This window comes from Pseudomonas sp. LBUM1641 (assembly GCF_059716235.1).
Genome location: NZ_CP166815.1, coordinates 4,674,054 through 4,692,357, shown reverse-complemented (window position 1 = coordinate 4,692,357; position 18,304 = coordinate 4,674,054). Strand labels below are relative to the sequence as shown.

Below are 18,304 nucleotides of genomic sequence, written 5' to 3'. Positions count from 1 at the left end.
AGTAAGGATTCACACGGTCCAAATGTGGGAGCGGGCTTGCTCGCGAAGGCGGCGTGTCAGTCAATACATCCGGCGACTGAACCACGCCTTCGCGAGCAAGCCCGCTCCCACATTTTTAGATCGGTGTAGGGCTCAGAAAATATAGTCAGTGGTCAAGAAGCTCGACGTGCGCTCCTGCAGGATATCGCTCACCAGCTCCTTGTTGCTCGCCTGGAACTTGGTTGCCACCAGGGTACGGATCGAAAACACCCGCAGCGCATCATGTACCGACAGTGTGCCCTCGGCCGAGTTCTTGCGCCCGTTGAACGGGAAGCTGTCCGGCCCGCGCTGGCATTGGGCATTGATATTGATCCGGCCCACCTGGTTGGCGAACGCGTCCACCAGCCGTCCGACTTCACCCGCGTCGGTGCCGAAGATGCTCAGTTGCTGGCCGAAGTCCGATTCCAGCACGTAGTCGATCACCGTCTCAAGGTCGCGGTAAGGCACGATCGGCACCACCGGGCCGAACTGCTCCTCGTGGTACACGCGCATCTGCGGGTTCACCGGGTACAGCACCGCCGGGTAGAAGAACGAGCCACGGCTGGCGCCGCCATTTTCGTTCACCACCTTGGCGCCGTGGGCCAGCGCGTCGGTGACCAGGCCGCCGAGGTAATCGACCTTGCCCTGCTCGGGCAGCGGCGTCAGCGACACGCCGTCTTCCCACGGCATGCCAGGCTTGAGGGTCGCCAGCTTGCGGTTGAATTTCTCGATAAAGCTGTCCACCACATCTTCATGCACAAACAGGATCTTCAACGCGGTGCAACGCTGGCCATTGAAAGAGAGCGAACCGGTAACCGCTTCGCTGACCGCATTGTCCAGGTCGACCTGAGGCAGCACGATCCCGGGATTCTTCGCATCCAGGCCCAACGCCGCGCGTAGGCGGTGCGGTTTCGGGTGCAGTTTCTTCAAGTCACTGGCGGCCTTGTTGGTGCCGATAAACGCAAAGATATCGATCTTGCCGCTGGCCATCAGCGCGCTGACCGTCTCGCGGCCGCTGCCGTAGATCACGTTGATCACGCCGGCCGGGAAGCTGTCGCGGAACGCCTCCAGCAACGGGCGAATCAGCAGCACGCCGAGCTTGGCCGGCTTGAACACCACGGTATTGCCCATGATCAGCGCCGGGATCAACGTGGTGAAGGTCTCGTTCAGCGGGTAGTTGTAAGGCCCCATGCACAGCGCCACACCCAGCGGCACCCGGCGGATTTGCCCGAGGGTGTCCTGTTCCAGCTCGAAGCGGCTGGAGCGGCGGTCGAGTTCCTTGAGGGCATTGATGGTGTCGGTGATGTAGTCGCAGGTGCGGTCGAACTCTTTCTGCGAGTCCTTGAGGTTCTTGCCGATCTCCCACATCAGCAGCTTGACCACCGCGTCCCGTTGTTCACGCATGCGCCGCAAAAACGCTTCGACATGCTGGATGCGATCCACCACGCGCATGGTCGGCCACGCGCCCTGGCCACGGTCGTAGGCGGCCACGGCGGCGTCGAGGGCGGTCAAGGCCGTGTCGGCGTCCAGCAGCGGGGTGCTGCCGATGATTACCGGCGTGTCGCCGTCAGCGCCGCGCAACTGCACCGGGCTACGCACTTCGGCCAAGGGGCCGTTCCACACATGCAACTGGCCGCCGACCAGGTAATCACGTTGTTCAATGGGCGCCGCGAGCCGGAATTGCTCGGGAATCTCGGCGGCAGTGGGAAACAGCTGGGCGAGCAGGTTGTCGGTGGTCATGTCGCTACCCCTGGAATGGATGCAAAACGTGACTAGAGATTCACCCATCAACGCCCCGCGTGGCAAGGGCTAGACGCATTACGCCCACAAGTGGCCCGCCAACAGGCCGCCGAAAAGCGCCACCCCCAGCGCCGCGCCCACCTGTCGGGCGGCGTTGAGGGTACTGGCGGCAATGCCCGCGCGGTGCTTGTCCACGGCGCCCATCAAGGCACTGGTGGCGGCGGGGGTGATCAACCCGGCGGCGAGGCCGATCACCGGCATCGGCAGGGCGATCCACAGGTAGGATGTGGTGGGGCCGTAGAGCAACATCGGGCCGAAACCCGCCAGGTATAAAAGCAACGCGACGCCAATCAACCGTTCGCTGCCCCAGGCTCGGACCAGACGGCTGGCGACCAGGCTGCCCAGGCTCACCAGCGCGGTCAGCGGCAGAAACGCCAGGCCCGTCCATAACGGGGAGTAGCCCAGTACTCGTTGGAAATACAGGCTCAGCAGAAACACCAGGCCGTAGAGCATCAGCGCCGATATCAGCGACACCGCGACACAGGCGCTGAACACCGGGTTGGCGAACAACTTGAGCGGCAGCATCGGCTGCGCCTGGCGGGTTTCAATCCGCAGGAAGGCGATCCAGGCCACAACGCTCAGCAGGCTGGCCAACAGGATCGGCGTGGAAGACCAACCGCGCACCGGGCCTTCGATCAGCACGCCGATCAACGTTGCCAGTGCCAGGATCGCGCTTAACTGACCGCGCAGGTCCAGCGCCCTTGGCGAGCGCTCACTGGCGTTGAGGCGGGCACTCAAGGCAATCGCAATCAGCCCCAGCGGCAGGTTGGCGAGGAAAATACTGCGCCAGCCAAACAGCTCGATCAGCACGCCGCCCACCAGCGGCCCGGCCGCCATCGCAATACCGCCGCAACCCGCCCACACCCCGATGGCCGTCGCGCGTCCGGCCGCGTCGTTGACAAACGCCTGGTTGATCAGCGCCAGCGAACTGGGCACCAACAGCGCCGCCCCCACGCCTTGCAACACCCGCGCTGCCACCAGGGTCATCCAGTCCCCGGACACACCACACAGCAACGAGGCCAGGGTAAACAACAGCAACCCCACCAGATAAAGGCGGCGGGCGCCGAAGCGATCCCCCAGCGCGCCGCCACTGAGCAACAGGCTGGCAAAGCTCAAGGTATAGGCGCTGACCATCCATTGCAGCCCGCTGATGCCGGTGTGCAACGTGGTTGCGATGCGTTCCAGGGCGACATTGACGATGGAGGTGTCGAGTATCACCAACACATAACTCAGGCTGGTGGCGGCCAGTACCCGGCGTTGTGCAAGAAGAGGAGAAGGCATTACGGATCATCCTTGAAGAACCAGGCGGCGAATCTAGCGTGAGCGCCCGGGCCGATGCTTCGACGGTGATCGAAGCATGGCGTCGTCCGGTGCGCCTATACTGGCGCGGTCCTGCTGGAGACCTGCCATGCCCATTGCTGCCAACTTTTCCGACGTCGCCGCCCTGATCGCCGAGCCTGCCCGCGCTGCGATCCTGTTGGCGCTGTTCGACGGCCGCGCGTTGCCGGCCGGTGAACTGGCGCATGCCGCTTCCGTCACCCCGCAAACCGCCAGCACCCACTTGGCCAAGCTATTGGCCGGTGGTTTGCTGACCTGCGAAACCCAGGGCCGGCATCGTTATTACCGCCTGGCCGGTGCGCACGTGGCGCGGGCCATCGAGTACCTCAGCGTGATCACACCGGTGCCGGCCAAACCCCTGGAGCGCCAGGCACAGGGCCTGCGATTTGCCCGCTGCTGCTACAACCACCTGGCCGGGCAAATGGGCGTCGCCATCACCCAGGCCCTGGAGAACGGCGGCTATATCCTTGCGGTGGAGGACAAACGCTACGAACTCCTTCCGGCTGGGACGCAGTGGTTTGCCGGGCTCGGCGTCGACGTGGCAGCTCTCAAGCCCACGCGGGAGGGTTTGGCGCGCCAGTGCCTGGACTGGACCGAACGCACCCATCACCTGGCGGGTCCCCTGGGCGTTCAACTGCTGAATGCCCTGTGCGAAGCCGACTGGCTGCGCCGCTCGAAAACTTCCCGCGCGGTGCTGGTCACGCCCAAAGGCTGGGCGCAACTCAAGGCGCAGTTGAACCTCGACCCGCGAGCCCTTGAAAACCTTGAGCACAACCGGGCGCTCGCCGGGTAAACTGCGCGGCTTTCTTAAAGGAGTTCACATGAGTCAGTACCAGCCGGGCATTCTTGCCGCACCGGTGCCGTTGCAGGCACGCCATCTGTTTTTTGCCATTGAGTCGCTGGATGCCGTGCCTGCCGCACTGGATGCGCTGGTGCAGCTGGTGGACGCCAATGCGGTGGTCGGTTTTGGTGAGCCGCTGGTCAATGCCCTTGGTGCCCGGATTGACGGGTTGCGGGCGTTCCCTCATGTGAGCGGGCCGGGGGCGGAGAATCCGTCGACCCAGCAGGCGCTGTGGGTCTGGTTGCATGGTGTGGATCGCGGTGAGTTGCTGTTGCGCAGCCGGGCATTCGAGAAGGCCCTGGCGCCGGGGTTTGGTCTGGTGCAGATGACCGAGGGGTTTCGCTACAAGACCGGGTTTGACCTGACTGATTATGAGGATGGTACTGAGAATCCGCATGATGATGCGGCGGTGGATGCGGCGGTGGCGCCGGGTGGTGCGAGCTTTGCGGCGATCCAGCAGTGGCAGCATGATCTGGATGGGTTTGCGGCGTTGCCGGCTCTGGAGCGGGATCACATTATTGGTCGGCGTCATGGTGATAACGAGGAGCTGGAGGACGCGCCGGAGTCGGCGCACACCAAGCGTACGGCTCAGGAGAGTTTTACCCCTGAGGCGTTTGTGGTGCGGCGGTCGATGCCTTGGGCCGAGAATGGTCAGGCGGGGTTGATGTTCCTGGCGTTTGGGCATTCGTTTGATGCGTTTGAAGCGCAACTGCGGCGGATGAGTGGGCTTGAGGATGGGATTGTTGATGGGTTGTATCGCATTAGTAAGCCTTTGACTGGTGGGTATTACTGGTGTCCGCCGGTGCGTGATGGGCGGGTGGATTTGAGCTTGGTTCTCTGAGGTGGTTTTGGGTGCATATCCGTTATTTAGGTAACGGCCACTTAGGGTTCCGCTCTTACAGCGGGTCACTTTTGGCAAACGCCCGGAATGCCGGCCCAGCCAAAAGTAACCAAAAGGTCTTTGCCCCACCACTCGGTGCCTCGCCTAGGCTCGGCATGCCCGCACTCCGGCCCGATTCCGCGGGTCGCCGCGACGGGCCATCCATGGCCCGGCGCGGCTAAATCGGCTTCCCTGCCGATTTACCCGCTCCACCGTGCCTGCTTGCGGCCATCGTGGTTGACGGGGCCCGCAGATCAAGATCAAAAGCCAGATCAAAAGCAACAGCACAGCGGCCTACAGGCCGGCTTGAGTGTTAAAAGCAAAAGCAGAGCTGCTTTTCTGTAGGAGCGAGCTTGCTCGCGAAAAACCTGAGACCGCCGCGTTCATCCAGAATGCCAACGTCTTCGTTAACGACCTTCGCGAGCAAGCCCGCTCCCACATTTAGACCGTGCCCGCTTTGGCTTCTGATCTTGCTGTTGCTGTTGCTTCACCACACTCAAGCCGGCCTATAGGCCGCTGTGCCCTTGATCTGCTTTTGATCTTGATCTTAGGCGCCCCGTTAAACCACGCTGGCCGAACGCAGGCAGTACGGAGCGGGTAAACCGGCAGGACGCCGGTTTAGCCGCGACGGGGCAGGGACGCCCCGTCGCGGCGGCCCGCTTCGTGCTGCCGGAGTGCGGGCACACCGAGCATTAGCGAGGTGCCGAGTGGTGGGGCAAGAGCCTTTTGGTTACTTTTGGCTGGGCCGGCATTCCGGCTCCTTTCAAAAGTGAGCCGCTGTAAGAGCGGAACCCATTTCAGCCGTTACCCAAATACTGGATATGCCCCCGATCCAAATCACCCCCCAAACAACGCCGACAACTATAAACCCCCAACACCACGGGCTTTTTCAGCGCCTCACGCTCAACCCAGGTCGGCGCGACAAACCGATACCCCTGGCCCGTCGCCGTCGCGATGTACACCGAATCTTCATCCCCCAACGCCCGGCGGATCGCCTTGATCTGCGCCCGCAGGTTGCATTCCTCCACCACCAACCGTGGCCAGGCGATGTCCAGCAATTGGGTCTTCTCCAACAGCTCACCAGGCCGGGAGGCGAGGGCAATCAGCAACGTCAGGGCCCGATTCCCCAAACTCACCGGCTCACCGTTTTTCAGCAGCAGATGACGTTTGGGCAGCAGGCGATAAGGCCCAAAGTGAATTTCAAAAGCGCTGTCTTCAAGTCGGCTGCGTTGTGAATACGTCATGTGATTAACCTTTATGCATGTTCAAAAACACAACCCCGCACGGCTCCCTTCGCGCAAGGCTGCAAGGGAAGGTCAGGTGTTGATCGCAGGGATCGGATCTTCCGGATAATCGCCCGGCTCCGTCGGCCCGCCAGTCAAACCATATTGCTTGAGCACCGGCACAAGCTGCCCATAGAACGCGTCCTGCGCCTTGCCATGAGCATCGGCCAGGGCGAAGGGCAGGAAGGCGCTGCCGATCCCGCCGAGTATCGCCGTAGCCCCGCCGAGGATGCCGCTGATGGTCCCGGCCACCGCACCGATTTCCGTAGCGCCATACAACCCGGCCCCGGCCTCCACCAATCCGGCCACCGCCGCACCCGTGCCCAGCACACCGGTGGCCACCGAGAAACTGCCGCTCAGGTAATCACCTTTTTTCAACGAGTCGACACCGCCAATCACCCCGATCACGCCGCCGATAATCCCGCCCGCCGACCCGATAATCTTCCCGACCGCACCGAGATTGGCGATTTGCTGCGGACTCAGCGGGCCCTTGCCCACGGGCACCTTGCCGGGGAAGTCACCGATGGTGCCGCCGTCCGGACGATTGACCCACGTGATGCCGTAACCCGCCTCCTTGGCGTATTTGGTACCACCCTCCATCAACAACCCGGCAAATTGCAGGCCGGCGGATACCCGGTTCGCATCCGCCACCGGCGTGTTGCTGCCGCTGGCCGAACGGGCCATCAGCACGCCGCTCATCAGCACCGCGCTGCCGATGTGCAGCAGGCCTTGTTTGAACGCCGGGCTGACGTCGCCGAACTTCATGCCTTCGATGGCCTTGGGCAATGCGTCGGCGATCTTGTCGCCCTGGCGCCCGATGTCCCACACCGAACGCAGCATCGACACCACTTGCGCCGGGTCGATCTTGCCGCCGTCCGAGGTGACGAACATCTGCGGGTCTTTCTGCTGGGCGTCGTTGATCGCCGCGGTGACTTTGGCTTCGTCGAAGTTGCCCTTGCCGTCCCCCAAAGTGATGTTCAGGGTGTCGGTGGTGGCGCCGCCGAGCAGCGCATCGCCAAGCGCTTCGTTGAAGTTCACCTGCAAGGTGGCGGCGTCCTCTGCTGAGGCTTTGTCGCCGAGGAAGGCCTGGGCCGAGGCAGTGCTGGCGGCGAAGCTGCTGGCCGCGACGGTGGGGTCCATGCCGCCGGCCACTGCGTCGGTAAAGGCCTTGCCGGTCACCAGTTGGTTTTTGTAGTACTGCTGAATGTTGTCACTTTGCCCGGCCTTGTCGGCGATGCCGGTCAGGTCCACATGGCCGTTGCCCGCCAGCGCCAGGTTGGCGATGGTGGTGTCGTTGGCCGCGTTTTGCAGGCCTATGCCCATGTCGATCTGCTTGCCGTTCTGGTCCTTGGCGTTGAGGTTGTCGTTGAGGTTTTGGCCGGTCTCGATGGAGTGGGTGTAGTAGTTCTGCATCGCGACTTTCAGGGTCGGGTTGCTGTCGACGATGTCGGCCAGTGCCGGGCCGCGATTGTTTTGCAGGAAGCCTTGCACGTCCGGATCGGCCGAGAGGGTTTCGATGCCGCTTTGCAGCTGCGCCTTGATCTTGTCTTCGTTGGGGTTGAGGCCGTAGTGGGGCGAGGTGTACTTGTCCATCAGCCCGGAGTGGGGCACGTAGTCGCTCACCAGCAGGCGGGTTTGCGCATCGGTGAGTTGCACCAGTACCGCGGCTTTCTGTTCGCCGCTGTAGTTCTGCGGGTTGGCCAGGATGTCGGCGGTCAGGCCCGAGGTGTCGACGCCGGCGACGGCATCACGGGTGGCGGCGCCGTCGAGGAAGGTCAGTGTGTCGCTGTCGGATTTTGGCGCCTGTTTTTCCAGCCAGGCGCCGATGTTGTCGCGGGTGCCGATGCCGTCCGACTTGCCGGTGGCCGGGTTGTCGCCACCGGTTTCCAGGGCATGGAACATCCCGGGTCTGGACCACATGGCCGCCGCGCCGGTCAGCTCGGTACTCAGTGCCGAATCGCTGCCCAAGGCTTGCAGGTTGTCGGTGCGCAGCATGCCGTCGTTGCTGCGCTCGTTGGCGTCACCGGGACGCATCGCCGGACCCGCGCCGGCAGACAGGCTTTCGTTGGCCATCAGGATCGCCGCGGACTTGGCGTTGGCCTTGGCCAGGTCGCCGGGGTGGCTGCCGAGGAAGCTGCCATAGGATTTCGACGCGGCGCCGAGGTCCTTGCCGGCGTTGTCGATGAAGTGGTCGACGTCCGAATGGGTGATCACGTTGTCGGCCTTGCCGCGCCCGCCGGTGTCCAGCGCGGCCATCAGGCTCGGGCTGCTGGCCACGTACTTGAGCACGGCCTGGGCTTCGGGCGGCAGGGTCGTCGGCGGGTTGGCGAAGTCGATCGGCGCGCCGTGCAGGCCCCAGGCGTCCCAGTTTTGCGAGAGCAATTGCGCGGCCGCCTTCGGCCGGTTCAGGTCGAGTTCTTCCTTGGTCGGCGTGCCGCTGGTGTTGCCGGTGATGGTGTCCCAGTCCTTGGCGCCGGATACGCCGAACGACGACGTGTCGATCCAGGACGTGTCCGAGGCACCCGCGGCGCCGGTGCTGCCGGCATACAGTTTGGCCACTTGGTCGTACAGCGCCGGGGTGATGTCCTGGGACACGATAACCTTGTCGCCTGCGGCGGTGGTATAGCGAATCAGGCCTGGGCCGACTTCCTCGGGTGGGCCGATCTTCGCGGCCGGGTCCATGGTTTCGGTGGGGCCGGCCAGGCGGTAGCCCTCGGCCTGGCTGGCGTTGATCGCAAAAAGCTTGGCCGAATCGCCGCTGACCTGAGCGAACAGCGCGGGCGTTTCCTTCTGGCTGACCACGATTTTGTCGCCGGCGCTGGTCTCGTAGCGGATCAACCCCGGACCCAATTCCGTGGTACTGCCGATCGCCTTGTAATTGCCCAAGCCGGGCGCCACGGTGCTGGCGTCGGCCTCCTTGTAGCCGGCGCTTTTGCTGTCAGCCAGGTTCTTCTCAAGCGTCGCATCGCTTTGCTGCGCGTTGTACTGGTTGACCAATTGCTCAAACAGCCGGGGGTTGTCGATCTGCTTGAGGGTCACCGGCTTGTCGCTGCCCAGCGGGGTGTAGGTGATGCTGTTGTTCACCGGTGCCTGCACGTTCTGGTAAGGCAGCGGGATGGACGGGCCGCGGATTTTCGAGGGATCGAATACCGGCCGGTCGACGGCGGTGAACAGGGCTTTTTCGAACGTGCCCCGGGAGCCATCCGGGCCCTTGTTGTCAGCAGGATCAAGGCCATTTGGGATCGCAGTCATAGATCACCTGGAAGTTGTTTTATATAAGTCGGTATTTAGTGCAAGTGCACTAACTGGGGCCAGATAAAGTTGCGAAGTGTTATTGATCCGGCCCGCGCCGAGCTATAAAACGCGATGATCAAGTCGGTTTTGTTACAAATGGAAATATCTTGGAAGTTGGGCAAATGGCTATTAGTTAAAAGTGTGAAGTTGTCGGCTTATTTTTTAAGGAATGTTGAGTGGTCGACGGTTTTTCATGGGTGTTAAGGGTGTCGAATGGTTCAAGGTGGTTCATTTTAGAGCGCAAAAGCCCTGTAATCATTGGGCCGTGGCGTGTATCGGTTTTTCAGGAAAAGTTCAACACCCGTACGGCGATGAGATTTTCTCAACGCCGCATTGAGCCGGTTTTTTCACAGCGACCGCCGCGAACGTTTCACAAGCTTTCACAGCGAAGGCGTTTTATTCGTGAGTAGTATGGGTCCCATGCAAACCGACAGCTGCATTGCCAACTCACTGTCTGACGCTGGGAGTTCGGTTCGGTTTGCATGCGGCTTAACTTCCCTATCGATGCAAGGAGATTGAACATGGCTACTACTCCACCAGTAAGTGCAGGCGGCGCCGACGACGCTATCGCGAAGATGGAAGCAACTTTCAACATGGCCATCGAGAAGTCGGCCAAGATCACCGAGATCAGCACCGCGAAAAAAGCAGAGCTCGACGCCACCAAACAGCGTCCGCAGAACTGATTCGCCATACGGGCAGCGCCGGCGCTGCCCGTATACCTGCGTTACCCCGTTGCACCGTTGTTGATCGGCACAGGTGTGGTTGCGACCTGTGATTCTCAAGGGGGCAAACCCAACCATGACAGCCTTGATTTCCCTGGGCCTGCCCGCCGCGAACGGCGCGCCGACCCTGCTCGTGACCCACGGTTTGCACCAGGGCAGTTCCCTGATGCTCGACCAGCCGGTCTACACCCTTGGCGCCGCGCTGGCTGCCGACCTTCTGCTCAGCGATCCCGGAATCGCCGAACTGCATCTGCGCCTGCGTTTTGAAGGTGCACAGGTGGCCGTCGAAGCCCTTGGCGGTGATGTCTTGATCACTGGCACTGCCGGTGATATTCGTATTCCCCAAGGCAGCGGCCATCGCGCGCGGCTGCCGCTGCAACTGCGCATCGGCACGGCGGGTGTGAGCCTGGCGCTGCCGGGCAGCCCTGAAAAACCGCTTGTGGCAACACGCACATTCACCCCGTGGATCATCGCCAGCGCCTTGCTGTTCGTGTGCGCAGGTGCCTTGGCATTTCGCAACGATCCACCGCAAGCGCAGGCCGTACTGCCAGTCGCCGAAAAAACCGTGGCCAAGCCTTCCCGTGCCGAGGCCAAGGCCTGGTTCGAAGGGCAATTACAAGCCGCCCACCTGGACGCCGTGAAGGTCAACGACGTCGATGGCCAACTCAACGCCGTCGGCTCCTTCGAGCGGGCACAGAAGCCCCAGTGGGTCGCCTTGCAACAAGCCTTCGACCAGCGTTATGGCCAGCAGATTGTGCTCAACCCGCGGGTTGCGGTGCGCGCGGATGCGGCGCGGCCCCGGGTGCGCTTTCAAGCGGTGTGGTTCGGCACCCATCCCTATGTGATCAACGACAGCGGCAAGCGCCTGTACCCCGGCGCGGCCCTGTCCGACAACTGGGTACTGGAACGCATCGAGAACAACCAGGTGATCCTCGCCCGTGGCGAAGAACGCTTCACCTTCACCCTATGACGCTGCTTTTTTCAGCTAAGGCCCCGGGATGAAAGTCGAACCCCGTCCGTTGATTCCCAGTGATGTGCGCAGCGCGCCGGTCGAGGCGATCCGCCCGGTCAATTCGCGCCATGCCACCGTCTTCGAGGCGGTGCTGAAAACCCGCAAGGTCCAGTCCCGCCGCTCCCTGCGCAGTGACCTGGAAGAGCTCACCAGCGCCGCCGGCGTCGACTCGCTGCTGTTCGGCAGCGCACGTTCCCTGGAGTTGCTGGATCACGTGATGCAGCACCTGTTGCCGAACCTCGACGCCGAGCCGGAGATCAAGGCGCTGGCCCACGACCTGATCAGCGAGGAAATCGAGATGCGCCGCACCCTCGAACAACAACGCTCGGAGGTCCAGGCCTGATGTCCCGGGATAACGATGACGCGGTGCAATTGCTCAAGGGCATTGGCGAGCTGTACCGGCGCAACGGCCAGTCCCAGCGTGCGCTGGTGATGTTGCTGATTGCCGTGAGCGTGGCGCCCGACGACGGCCTGCTGCTGCGCTCGCTGGTGCTGGCGTTCACCGACAGCGGCGACTTTACCCGCGCACTCGCGGCCCTGGACCGCCTGGTGGCGCTGGAAGGCGAGTCCGCCAGCCTGTTGCTGCTGCGCGCCCGGGCGTTGTGGTACGGCGAACGCAAGGACGAAGCGCGCCAGTGCTTCAAACGCTACCTGGCTGCACGGAGAGTGGCGCCATGAACCTGCTCAACCGCCTGAACGGTATCGCACGCATGGCCGCCCAGCGTACCGACGTGATCATCGTCGCGTTCATGCTGATGGCGATTGTGATGATGATCATCCCGCTGCCCACCTACCTGGTGGACATGCTGATCGGCCTGAACATCGCCCTGAGCATCCTGATCCTGATCGTGGCCTTCTACATCGGCCACTCGGTGGAATTCTCGGCGCTGCCGCCGCTGATTCTGCTCAGCACCCTGTTTCGCCTGTCGCTGTCCATCACCACCACCCGCTTGATTCTGCTGCACGGCGACGCCGGCCACATCGTCAAGGCCTTCGGCGACTTCGTGATTGCCGGCCAGGTGGTGGTGGGCATGGTGGTGTTCCTGATCATCACCGTGGCGCAGTTCGTGGTGATCACCAAGGGCGCCGAGCGGGTCGCGGAAGTGGCGGCGCGCTTCACCCTGGACGCGATGCCCGGCAAACAGATGAGTATCGACAACGACCTGCGCAACGGCGATATCGACCAGGCCGAAGCCCGTCGCCGGCGCTCACGCCTGGAGCGCGAGAGCCAGATGTTCGGCGCGATGGACGGGGCGATGAAGTTCGTCAAGGGCGACGCGATTGCCGGGTTGGTGATCCTTGCGGTCAACCTGCTGGGCGGCATGCTGATCGGCATGATCGAGCGCGACATGGCGTTCGGCGCGGCGGTGCACACCTATTCGCTGCTGACCGTGGGCGACGGCTTGATCGCACAGATCCCGGCGCTGCTGATCTCCGTCGCGGCGGGCACCGTGGTGACGCGGGTCAACAGCGACGGCGAGGCGGGTGACCTCGGCAGCGAGATTCTCAAGCAGTTGGGCGCCAGCTACCGGGCCCTCGGTCTGACCGCATTGATCATGGTCGGCGTCAGCGTGATCCCGGGCTTTCCGACCTGGGTATTCCTGGGGTTGTCACTGGTGTTTGGTGGCGCGGCGTTCGTGATGTACCGCCGCCATACCCGTGAACATCAGGTGGAACCCGAGGCGCTGATCGAGACCCTGGAACCGGAGGTGGAAGTGCAGGCCGAGCAGGATTACGGCGTGGCCCCCGACACTCGGGTGCTGCTGACCCTCGGCAGCGCCTTGGCCCAGAGTGCACCACGCCAGCTACTGAGCCAACGCATCGAAGCGCTGTGTCACGACATTCGCAGCGACCTTGGCGTCGATATGCCGGTGCCGGGCATTCACATGGACGCCAAGGCCACGCCGGGCAGCTTCCGCGTGTCCCTGGAAGGGGTGCCGGTCAGCGAAGGCGAGATGCCGATCAACTGCCTGTTGTTGCAGGACGATCCGGTGCACGTGCAACTGCTGGACATCGCCACCCTGCAAGCCGATTCGCCACTCAATGGCCGCGCCGCGCACTGGATCGAGCGCCAGCACGAAGACGCGTTGCGCGCTGCCGGCATCGGTTTCCTGCTGCCGGACGAAGTGCTGCGCGGCGTGCTGGAGCGCAGCCTGCGCCGCTATGCCGCGGACTTCCTCGGGATCCAGGAAACCCGCCTGCTGCTTGAACGTACCGAAGCCACCTACGGTGAACTGGTCAAGGAAGCCCTGCGCCTGGTGCCGTTGCAGCGGGTGGCCGAGACCTTGCGCTTGCTGGTGGGCGAGGGCGTGTCGATCCGCAATCAACGGGCCTTGCTCGAAGCCATGGTGGAGTGGGGCGCCCGGGAAACCGACGCCGGCCGCCTCGCCGAACACCTGCGCGCCGCGTTGGCGCGGCAGATCAGCCATCAATACGCCGACCGCAATCGGGTGATTGGCGCCTTGGTACTGGCGCCGGGGTTGGAAGACCAACTGCGCGCGTCCCTGCGTCGCCAGGAGCCGAGCCGCGAAGTGATTCCGGAGGAGGTCAACCGCGCCTTGCTCGCCCAACTGCGCCAGGCCTGCGACAAAACCCTCGAGGCCAACAGCGCGGTGTTGCTGGTGCATCCGGAATTGCGCCGCAGCCTGCGCCGCTTGGTGCTGCGCGGTGAACTGGAACTGGCGGTGCTGTCGTTTCGCGAACTGGCCACCGAATACAACCTGCAAGCGCTGGTGACCATCAGCCTCACCGATATCTCCAACCGCTGTGCACCTGCCGCGGCTTCCGTCACTTCCCTGGCGTCTGCCTCATGATCCGTTTTTCTCTGTTGTTGCTGACGTTGGCGTCGTTTTTGTGCAGCGCCCAGGACATTGCCAATGGCGCCCAAGGCTCCATCAGCCTGGCCTCCGGAGAAGGCCGGATCTTGCATTTTGTGGCTCCGGTGGAGTCGGTGCTGGTGGCCGAACCGGGGGTTGCCGACCTGCAAGTGGTGTCGCCCGGTGTGATCTACATCTTCGGCAAAGCCCCGGGCAATACTAGCCTGATTGCCCTCGGCAGCGATGGCAAACAGCTCGCCAGCCTGTCCCTGGCTGTCAGCAGCGCCACCCAGGCGGTGACCGCGCCGATGCAGGAATTGCATCCCGGCAACGGCGCGCAGATCAGCGGCGCGGGTAATCGCTTGATCGCCAAGGGCACGGTGCGCAGCGTGGGCGAGGCGACGGATTTGAATGCCTTGCTCAACCCCCAGGGCCAGGGTTTTCAGAGCGCGGTCAACACCACTGAATATGCCGGTGCGGCCCAGGTCAACTTGCGCGTGCGGTTCGCTGAAGTGTCCCGCTCGGAGCTGCTGCACTACGGCGTGAACTGGAACGCGATGTTCAGCAACGGCACGTTTTCCTTCGGGCTGATCACCGGTGGGCCACTGGCAGCGGCGACCGCGGGTGGCTTGGCGGCGGCGGGCAGCGGTTCGGGCAACACCAATATCGACGGCATGCTCGACGCGTTGCAGGCCAACGGGATTCTGCAAATTCTGGCCGAGCCGAATATCACCGCCATGACCGGACAGACCGCAAGCTTCCTGGCGGGCGGCGAAGTGGCGATTCCGGTGCCGGTGAATCGGGATCTGGTGGGGATTGAATACAAGTCGTTCGGCGTGTCGCTGCTGTTCAACCCGACCCTGCTGCCCAACGGCCGGATCGCCCTGCAAGTGCGTCCGGAGGTCAGCAGTGTGGTGAGTGGCGGCACCGTGGATTTCGGCAACTTCCATGTGCCGTCGTTCAGCGTGCGCCGGGCCGATACGCGGGTGGAAGTGGGCAGCGGGCAGACGTTCGCGATTGCCGGGCTGTTCCAGCGTGAGAGCAGCCAGGACATCGAGAAGCTGCCGTTGCTGGGGGACTTGCCGATCCTGGGCAACCTGTTTCGCTCCAAGCGTTTTCAGCGCAACGAAACCGAGTTGGTGATTTTGATCACGCCGTATCTGGTGGAGCCGGTGCGCAGCCGCACGTTGGCCACGCCGCTGGATGCGCAGCCTGCGACCGCCGCAACGGCGGGGCCGCGCAGTGGTGGGGCGTTTGGTTTTTACATGAATTGATGAGGGGGCATGTCATGAAAGTTTCGCGTTTGTTGATGTGTTTGCCCTTGTTGGTGGTGGGCTGCAAGACGCATTTGGCACCGGTGTATTACTCGCCGCAGTATCAGGCGGATGGGTTGCCGAGCCAGTGCCAGCAGCCGCCGGCCAAGGATGAGATTGGGCTGGATGAGGATTTCAAGGCGACCTTGCCGTTGGGGTGTGCCAACAATTTGAATTTGATGCAGATGGTGGAGCAGCGGCAGGATTTGAATCAGGGGCGGGCCACTGGCCCGGCGATGGCGGCGCCGGTTGGGCGGGCGGCGCAGGTGTATATCGAGGGGTTTGATCGGGAGCAGTTGCAGCGGCGTCAGGCTCAGCAAGAGGCCAAGGCGGGCGCTCCGGGAGCGGAGCAATGAACCGGCGTTCACATTTCCTCTGTGGGAGCTGGCTTGGCTGCGATAGCGGTATTCCAGGCCCGGCAGATCTGTCTGTCACACCACAGTCCAACTGTGGGAGCTGGCTTGCCTGCGATAGCGGTATTCCAGGCCCAGCAGATATGTCTGTCCCACCACTGCCCAAATGTGGGAGCGGGCTTGCTCGCGAAAGCGGTCTGGCAGGCGACCGGGATCTTGAAGCTTACCGTGTACATATCCATTCCTGCGGTAACGGCTTCTTATGGTTCCGCTCTTACAGCGGGTCACTTTTGGCAAACGCCCCAAAAGTAACCAAAAGGTCTTTGCCCCACCACTCGGTGCCTCGCCTAGGCTCGGCATGCCCGCACTCCGGCCCGGCTCCGCAGGCCGCCGCGACGGGCCATCCATGGCCCGGCGCGGCTAAATCGGCTTCCCTGCCGATTTACCCGCTCCACCGTGCCTGCTTGCGGCCATCGTGGTTGACGGGGCCTGATAGATCAAAAGCAAGATCAAAAGCAGGGCAACAGCAACGGCAAGGTTACGCTTTAGTGCGTGTCCACCAACCCCAATTCACGCGCTTGCGCGACCGGATCGCTGATGGCTTTGATGCGGTTGGCTTCTGTGATCAGGCGTGCACGCTCAGCCGCCGGTATATCGTCCAGCGGCAAGCTGGCCACTCGTTGTTCGTATCCCGCCAATACCAGCACCAACAATTCATTTCGCTGATGCCGTGGCAACGCGCGGGGCGATTGGGTGACGGGGGCGATGGTGTCCAAAGCCTGTTGCGACTGGCCGCCAAGGGCGTAGGCCAGGGCCAGGTTGCAGCGGCTGTCGAGGTCGTCGGGTTGCAGACCCAGGCTTTTGGCGAAGGCGGTTTGTGCCGCCACCGCCTGGCCGTTCAGCACTTGGGCGACGCCCAGTCGGGTGTACGCGACCGGCGACTGGCTGGCCTCTGCGGCTTGGCCCAGGGCCGTCACGGCGCGTTGGGTTTTGCCCAGGCGCAGTTGCGCGGTGCCCAGGCCCAGCAAGGCGTCGGCGTTGTGCGCCTGGAGGCCGAGGGCTTGTTGGAAGGCGCGTTCGGCACCGGGCGCGTCGTTGCCGTCGAGCCGCGCCTGGCCGAGTTTGAGCCACAGGTCGATGCCGGCGCCCGGTTGCTGGGCCGCACGTTCGTACAGCGCCGCCGCGCTGGCGTAGTCGCCGCGTTTGTTCAGGTCGTTGGCCAGCTGCACCGAGCGATCGGTATCGCTCGGTGCAGTACTGGAACAGGCGGCCAGCAACAGGCTGCCGGCAAGCAAAAAGTGTTTGGTCATCGTCACAACTCGTTGGGCGAAGGCGGACGTCATGTAAGCATATTTTCCATGGCGCTCCTATGTCTGTCGGTGCTGTTTGGCGCCTCGATTGCCCACGCCGACGAAGAGCCCGAATGGTTTGCCAAACCCTACGCCTACGTACTGGTGGATCAGGACGTGCGCGCCGCCCTCGAAGAGTTCGGCCACAACCTCGACATCCCGCTGGTGCTCTCGGACAAGGTGCGTGGCAAGGCCCGCAGCACCGTGCGCGCCGCCACCGCCGGGGAGTTTTTGCAGACGCTGTGCAGCACTAACGGCCTGACCTGGTACTTCGACGGCAACCTGCTGTACCTCAATGCCAGCGACGAAATCACCACCAAGTTGTTCAAGGCCAGTGCCCTGAACCTGGACCAGTTGCAGGCGTATTTGAACAACCTCGATGTGTTCGGCCAGCAGTTGTCGATGCGCAATGGTCCCGAGGGCGATGAAGTCTTTGTGTCCGGGCCGCCGCCGTACCTGGCGCTGGTTCAGCAGCATGTGGATCACCTGCAACCCAAGGCCGCGGCGCCCGTCGTCGCGCGCGAGCACGGCGTGCGGGTGTTTCGCGGTGCTCAGGTGAGCACTGAAACCCCTTGATTCACCCCAACCCCAGTAAAGGAGCATGACCATGTCCGTAACCGCCGTAGACAGCAACCTCGCCCCCGGTGGCGCCAGCCCTGAAGCCAAGTTCAACGCCGCGGTGGATAACGCCAAGAGCGCCGACAAACCGGAGATGACCGACGCCGAATTCACCGATGCCCTGATCACCCAGGCGGTCACCATCGGCGGTCAATTCATCATCATGCCCAAGGCGCAGGAAATGCTGAATGACGCCATGTCCGATGACGACGAAGAGTAGGGCGCACCCATGACCATCAGTCTCGCTGCCAGCGCCACGGCCTTGCCGCCGTCCGCCGGCGCGGGGCCCGCCGGGGCCTCGCAGAATCTGTTCGAGCACATGGCCAATACGGCCAAGGGCATGCCCGAGGGCGCCAGCCCCCATCAGATCGGCTCGGGCCTGATGGAGCGCCTGAACAGTTTTATCGACCGCTCCCGGACCTTTTCCGAGCGCGCCGATTTGCTCACCAATAACCCGTCGGCGCCGCCGCCAGTTGCCGCTGCGGATGTCCGCACCTCGGGTGCCTCGCCCACTGCAGAACCGGGCAAGAAAGTCGCCGAGCAGCAGGTCGACCAGATCGTCCATTCACTGGGCAAGATGTTCGACTACTCCATCGAAACCCAGATGGTGGTGCGCGGTGCGACGCAGATTTCCGGTTCCGCCAACACGCTGCTCAAGGGTCAATAA

17 protein-coding genes are annotated in these 18,304 nt (G+C 63.1%); 12 read left to right on the top strand and 5 right to left on the bottom strand.

What is annotated here, in order from left to right; genetic code table 11:
• Positions 1 to 132: 132 nt before the first annotated feature.
• Together ACA046_RS21585 and ACA046_RS21580 are read right to left on the bottom strand one after the other, a co-directional pair.
• On the bottom strand, positions 133 to 1,758 hold the full coding sequence (locus tag ACA046_RS21585; protein ID WP_076014163.1) for an NADP-dependent glyceraldehyde-3-phosphate dehydrogenase: 1,626 nt from the start codon (positions 1,756 to 1,758) through the stop codon (positions 133 to 135).
• A 78-nt stretch (positions 1,759 to 1,836) separates the two neighbouring features.
• The gene (locus tag ACA046_RS21580; RefSeq protein WP_497674931.1) at positions 1,837 to 3,099 is read right to left on the bottom strand and encodes an MFS transporter; all 1,263 of its coding nucleotides are present in this window, start codon (positions 3,097 to 3,099) and stop codon (positions 1,837 to 1,839) included.
• A gap of 127 nt (positions 3,100 to 3,226) precedes the next feature.
• On the opposite strand from ACA046_RS21580, the gene ACA046_RS21575 reads away from it, so the two are divergent.
• The gene (locus ACA046_RS21575; protein ID WP_497674930.1) at positions 3,227 to 3,949 is read left to right on the top strand and encodes an ArsR/SmtB family transcription factor; all 723 of its coding nucleotides are present in this window, start codon (positions 3,227 to 3,229) and stop codon (positions 3,947 to 3,949) included.
• Positions 3,950 to 3,977: 28 nt separating this feature from the next.
• Positions 3,978 to 4,838, top strand: a complete 861-nt coding sequence (locus ACA046_RS21570; RefSeq protein ID WP_076014160.1) for a Dyp-type peroxidase — start codon at positions 3,978 to 3,980, stop codon at positions 4,836 to 4,838.
• Positions 4,839 to 5,674: 836 nt separating this feature from the next.
• Here ACA046_RS21570 and ACA046_RS21565 read toward each other — a convergent pair.
• Both ACA046_RS21565 and ACA046_RS21560 read right to left on the bottom strand, forming a co-directional pair.
• On the bottom strand, positions 5,675 to 6,121 hold the full coding sequence (locus tag ACA046_RS21565; protein WP_167664493.1) for a winged helix-turn-helix domain-containing protein: 447 nt from the start codon (positions 6,119 to 6,121) through the stop codon (positions 5,675 to 5,677).
• Positions 6,122 to 6,193: 72 nt separating this feature from the next.
• Complete coding sequence (locus ACA046_RS21560; RefSeq protein WP_497674929.1) at positions 6,194 to 9,412, bottom strand: type III effector HrpK domain-containing protein; 3,219 nt, start codon at positions 9,410 to 9,412, stop codon at positions 6,194 to 6,196.
• Between the two features lie 563 nt (positions 9,413 to 9,975).
• Here ACA046_RS21560 and ACA046_RS21555 point away from each other — a divergent pair.
• The 7 genes from ACA046_RS21555 to ACA046_RS21525 all read left to right on the top strand — a co-directional run bounded on the left by ACA046_RS21555 (position 9,976) and on the right by ACA046_RS21525 (position 15,673).
• On the top strand, positions 9,976 to 10,137 hold the full coding sequence (locus ACA046_RS21555) for a hypothetical protein (protein ID WP_003207273.1): 162 nt from the start codon (positions 9,976 to 9,978) through the stop codon (positions 10,135 to 10,137).
• A gap of 115 nt (positions 10,138 to 10,252) precedes the next feature.
• On the top strand, positions 10,253 to 11,146 hold the full coding sequence (locus tag ACA046_RS21550; protein WP_497674928.1) for a SctD/MshK family protein: 894 nt from the start codon (positions 10,253 to 10,255) through the stop codon (positions 11,144 to 11,146).
• 28 nt (positions 11,147 to 11,174) lie between these two features.
• Positions 11,175 to 11,531 (top strand): hypothetical protein, encoded by a 357-nt coding sequence (locus ACA046_RS21545; RefSeq protein WP_497674927.1) that lies wholly within the window; start codon positions 11,175 to 11,177, stop codon positions 11,529 to 11,531.
• Entirely contained in the window at positions 11,531 to 11,866 is a 336-nt protein-coding gene (locus ACA046_RS21540; RefSeq protein WP_497674926.1) for a tetratricopeptide repeat protein, read from the top strand. The genes ACA046_RS21545 and ACA046_RS21540 overlap by 1 nt, the downstream gene beginning before the upstream one ends.
• Positions 11,863 to 14,001 (top strand): type III secretion system export apparatus subunit SctV, encoded by a 2,139-nt coding sequence (gene sctV / locus ACA046_RS21535; RefSeq protein ID WP_497674925.1) that lies wholly within the window; start codon positions 11,863 to 11,865, stop codon positions 13,999 to 14,001. Before ACA046_RS21540 ends, sctV begins: the two co-directional genes overlap by 4 nt.
• Positions 13,998 to 15,278, top strand: a complete 1,281-nt coding sequence (locus tag ACA046_RS21530) for a type II and III secretion system protein family protein (protein WP_497674924.1) — start codon at positions 13,998 to 14,000, stop codon at positions 15,276 to 15,278. Before sctV ends, ACA046_RS21530 begins: the two co-directional genes overlap by 4 nt.
• Before the next feature lie 14 nt (positions 15,279 to 15,292).
• The gene (locus ACA046_RS21525) at positions 15,293 to 15,673 is read left to right on the top strand and encodes a hypothetical protein (RefSeq protein WP_076014152.1); all 381 of its coding nucleotides are present in this window, start codon (positions 15,293 to 15,295) and stop codon (positions 15,671 to 15,673) included.
• 542 nt (positions 15,674 to 16,215) lie between these two features.
• Here ACA046_RS21525 and ACA046_RS21520 read toward each other — a convergent pair.
• A complete protein-coding gene (locus ACA046_RS21520; RefSeq protein ID WP_459022280.1) occupies positions 16,216 to 16,980 on the bottom strand; it encodes a tetratricopeptide repeat protein in 765 nt (254 codons plus the stop codon).
• A 48-nt stretch (positions 16,981 to 17,028) separates the two neighbouring features.
• Between ACA046_RS21520 and ACA046_RS21515 the strand changes: the two genes are divergently transcribed.
• The 3 genes from ACA046_RS21515 to ACA046_RS21505 are packed head-to-tail and all read left to right on the top strand — an operon-like array spanning position 17,029 to position 18,304.
• Positions 17,029 to 17,595 (top strand): type III secretion protein, encoded by a 567-nt coding sequence (locus ACA046_RS21515; RefSeq protein ID WP_076014149.1) that lies wholly within the window; start codon positions 17,029 to 17,031, stop codon positions 17,593 to 17,595.
• A 31-nt stretch (positions 17,596 to 17,626) separates the two neighbouring features.
• Positions 17,627 to 17,857 carry a hypothetical protein gene (locus ACA046_RS21510; RefSeq protein ID WP_003208330.1) on the top strand — a complete coding sequence of 77 codons (231 nt, stop codon included), beginning with the start codon at positions 17,627 to 17,629 and terminating at the stop codon, positions 17,855 to 17,857.
• A gap of 9 nt (positions 17,858 to 17,866) precedes the next feature.
• Positions 17,867 to 18,304 (top strand): hypothetical protein, encoded by a 438-nt coding sequence (locus ACA046_RS21505; RefSeq protein ID WP_459022277.1) that lies wholly within the window; start codon positions 17,867 to 17,869, stop codon positions 18,302 to 18,304.

Coding starts and splice junctions, on each gene's coding strand:
- ACA046_RS21505 (WP_459022277.1), top strand. CDS start 17,867: ATGACCATCAGTCTCGCTGCCAGCGCCACGGCCTTGCCGCCGTCCGCC.
- ACA046_RS21570 (WP_076014160.1), top strand. CDS start 3,978: ATGAGTCAGTACCAGCCGGGCATTCTTGCCGCACCGGTGCCGTTGCAG.
- ACA046_RS21525 (WP_076014152.1), top strand. CDS start 15,293: ATGAAAGTTTCGCGTTTGTTGATGTGTTTGCCCTTGTTGGTGGTGGGC.
- ACA046_RS21565 (WP_167664493.1), bottom strand. CDS start 6,121: ATGACGTATTCACAACGCAGCCGACTTGAAGACAGCGCTTTTGAAATT.
- ACA046_RS21515 (WP_076014149.1), top strand. CDS start 17,029: ATGGCGCTCCTATGTCTGTCGGTGCTGTTTGGCGCCTCGATTGCCCAC.
- ACA046_RS21575 (WP_497674930.1), top strand. CDS start 3,227: ATGCCCATTGCTGCCAACTTTTCCGACGTCGCCGCCCTGATCGCCGAG.
- ACA046_RS21585 (WP_076014163.1), bottom strand. CDS start 1,758: ATGACCACCGACAACCTGCTCGCCCAGCTGTTTCCCACTGCCGCCGAG.
- ACA046_RS21510 (WP_003208330.1), top strand. CDS start 17,627: ATGTCCGTAACCGCCGTAGACAGCAACCTCGCCCCCGGTGGCGCCAGC.
- ACA046_RS21560 (WP_497674929.1), bottom strand. CDS start 9,412: ATGACTGCGATCCCAAATGGCCTTGATCCTGCTGACAACAAGGGCCCG.
- ACA046_RS21545 (WP_497674927.1), top strand. CDS start 11,175: ATGAAAGTCGAACCCCGTCCGTTGATTCCCAGTGATGTGCGCAGCGCG.
- ACA046_RS21520 (WP_459022280.1), bottom strand. CDS start 16,980: ATGACCAAACACTTTTTGCTTGCCGGCAGCCTGTTGCTGGCCGCCTGT.
- ACA046_RS21550 (WP_497674928.1), top strand. CDS start 10,253: ATGACAGCCTTGATTTCCCTGGGCCTGCCCGCCGCGAACGGCGCGCCG.
- ACA046_RS21530 (WP_497674924.1), top strand. CDS start 13,998: ATGATCCGTTTTTCTCTGTTGTTGCTGACGTTGGCGTCGTTTTTGTGC.
- ACA046_RS21540 (WP_497674926.1), top strand. CDS start 11,531: ATGTCCCGGGATAACGATGACGCGGTGCAATTGCTCAAGGGCATTGGC.
- ACA046_RS21580 (WP_497674931.1), bottom strand. CDS start 3,099: ATGCCTTCTCCTCTTCTTGCACAACGCCGGGTACTGGCCGCCACCAGC.
- ACA046_RS21555 (WP_003207273.1), top strand. CDS start 9,976: ATGGCTACTACTCCACCAGTAAGTGCAGGCGGCGCCGACGACGCTATC.
- sctV (WP_497674925.1), top strand. CDS start 11,863: ATGAACCTGCTCAACCGCCTGAACGGTATCGCACGCATGGCCGCCCAG.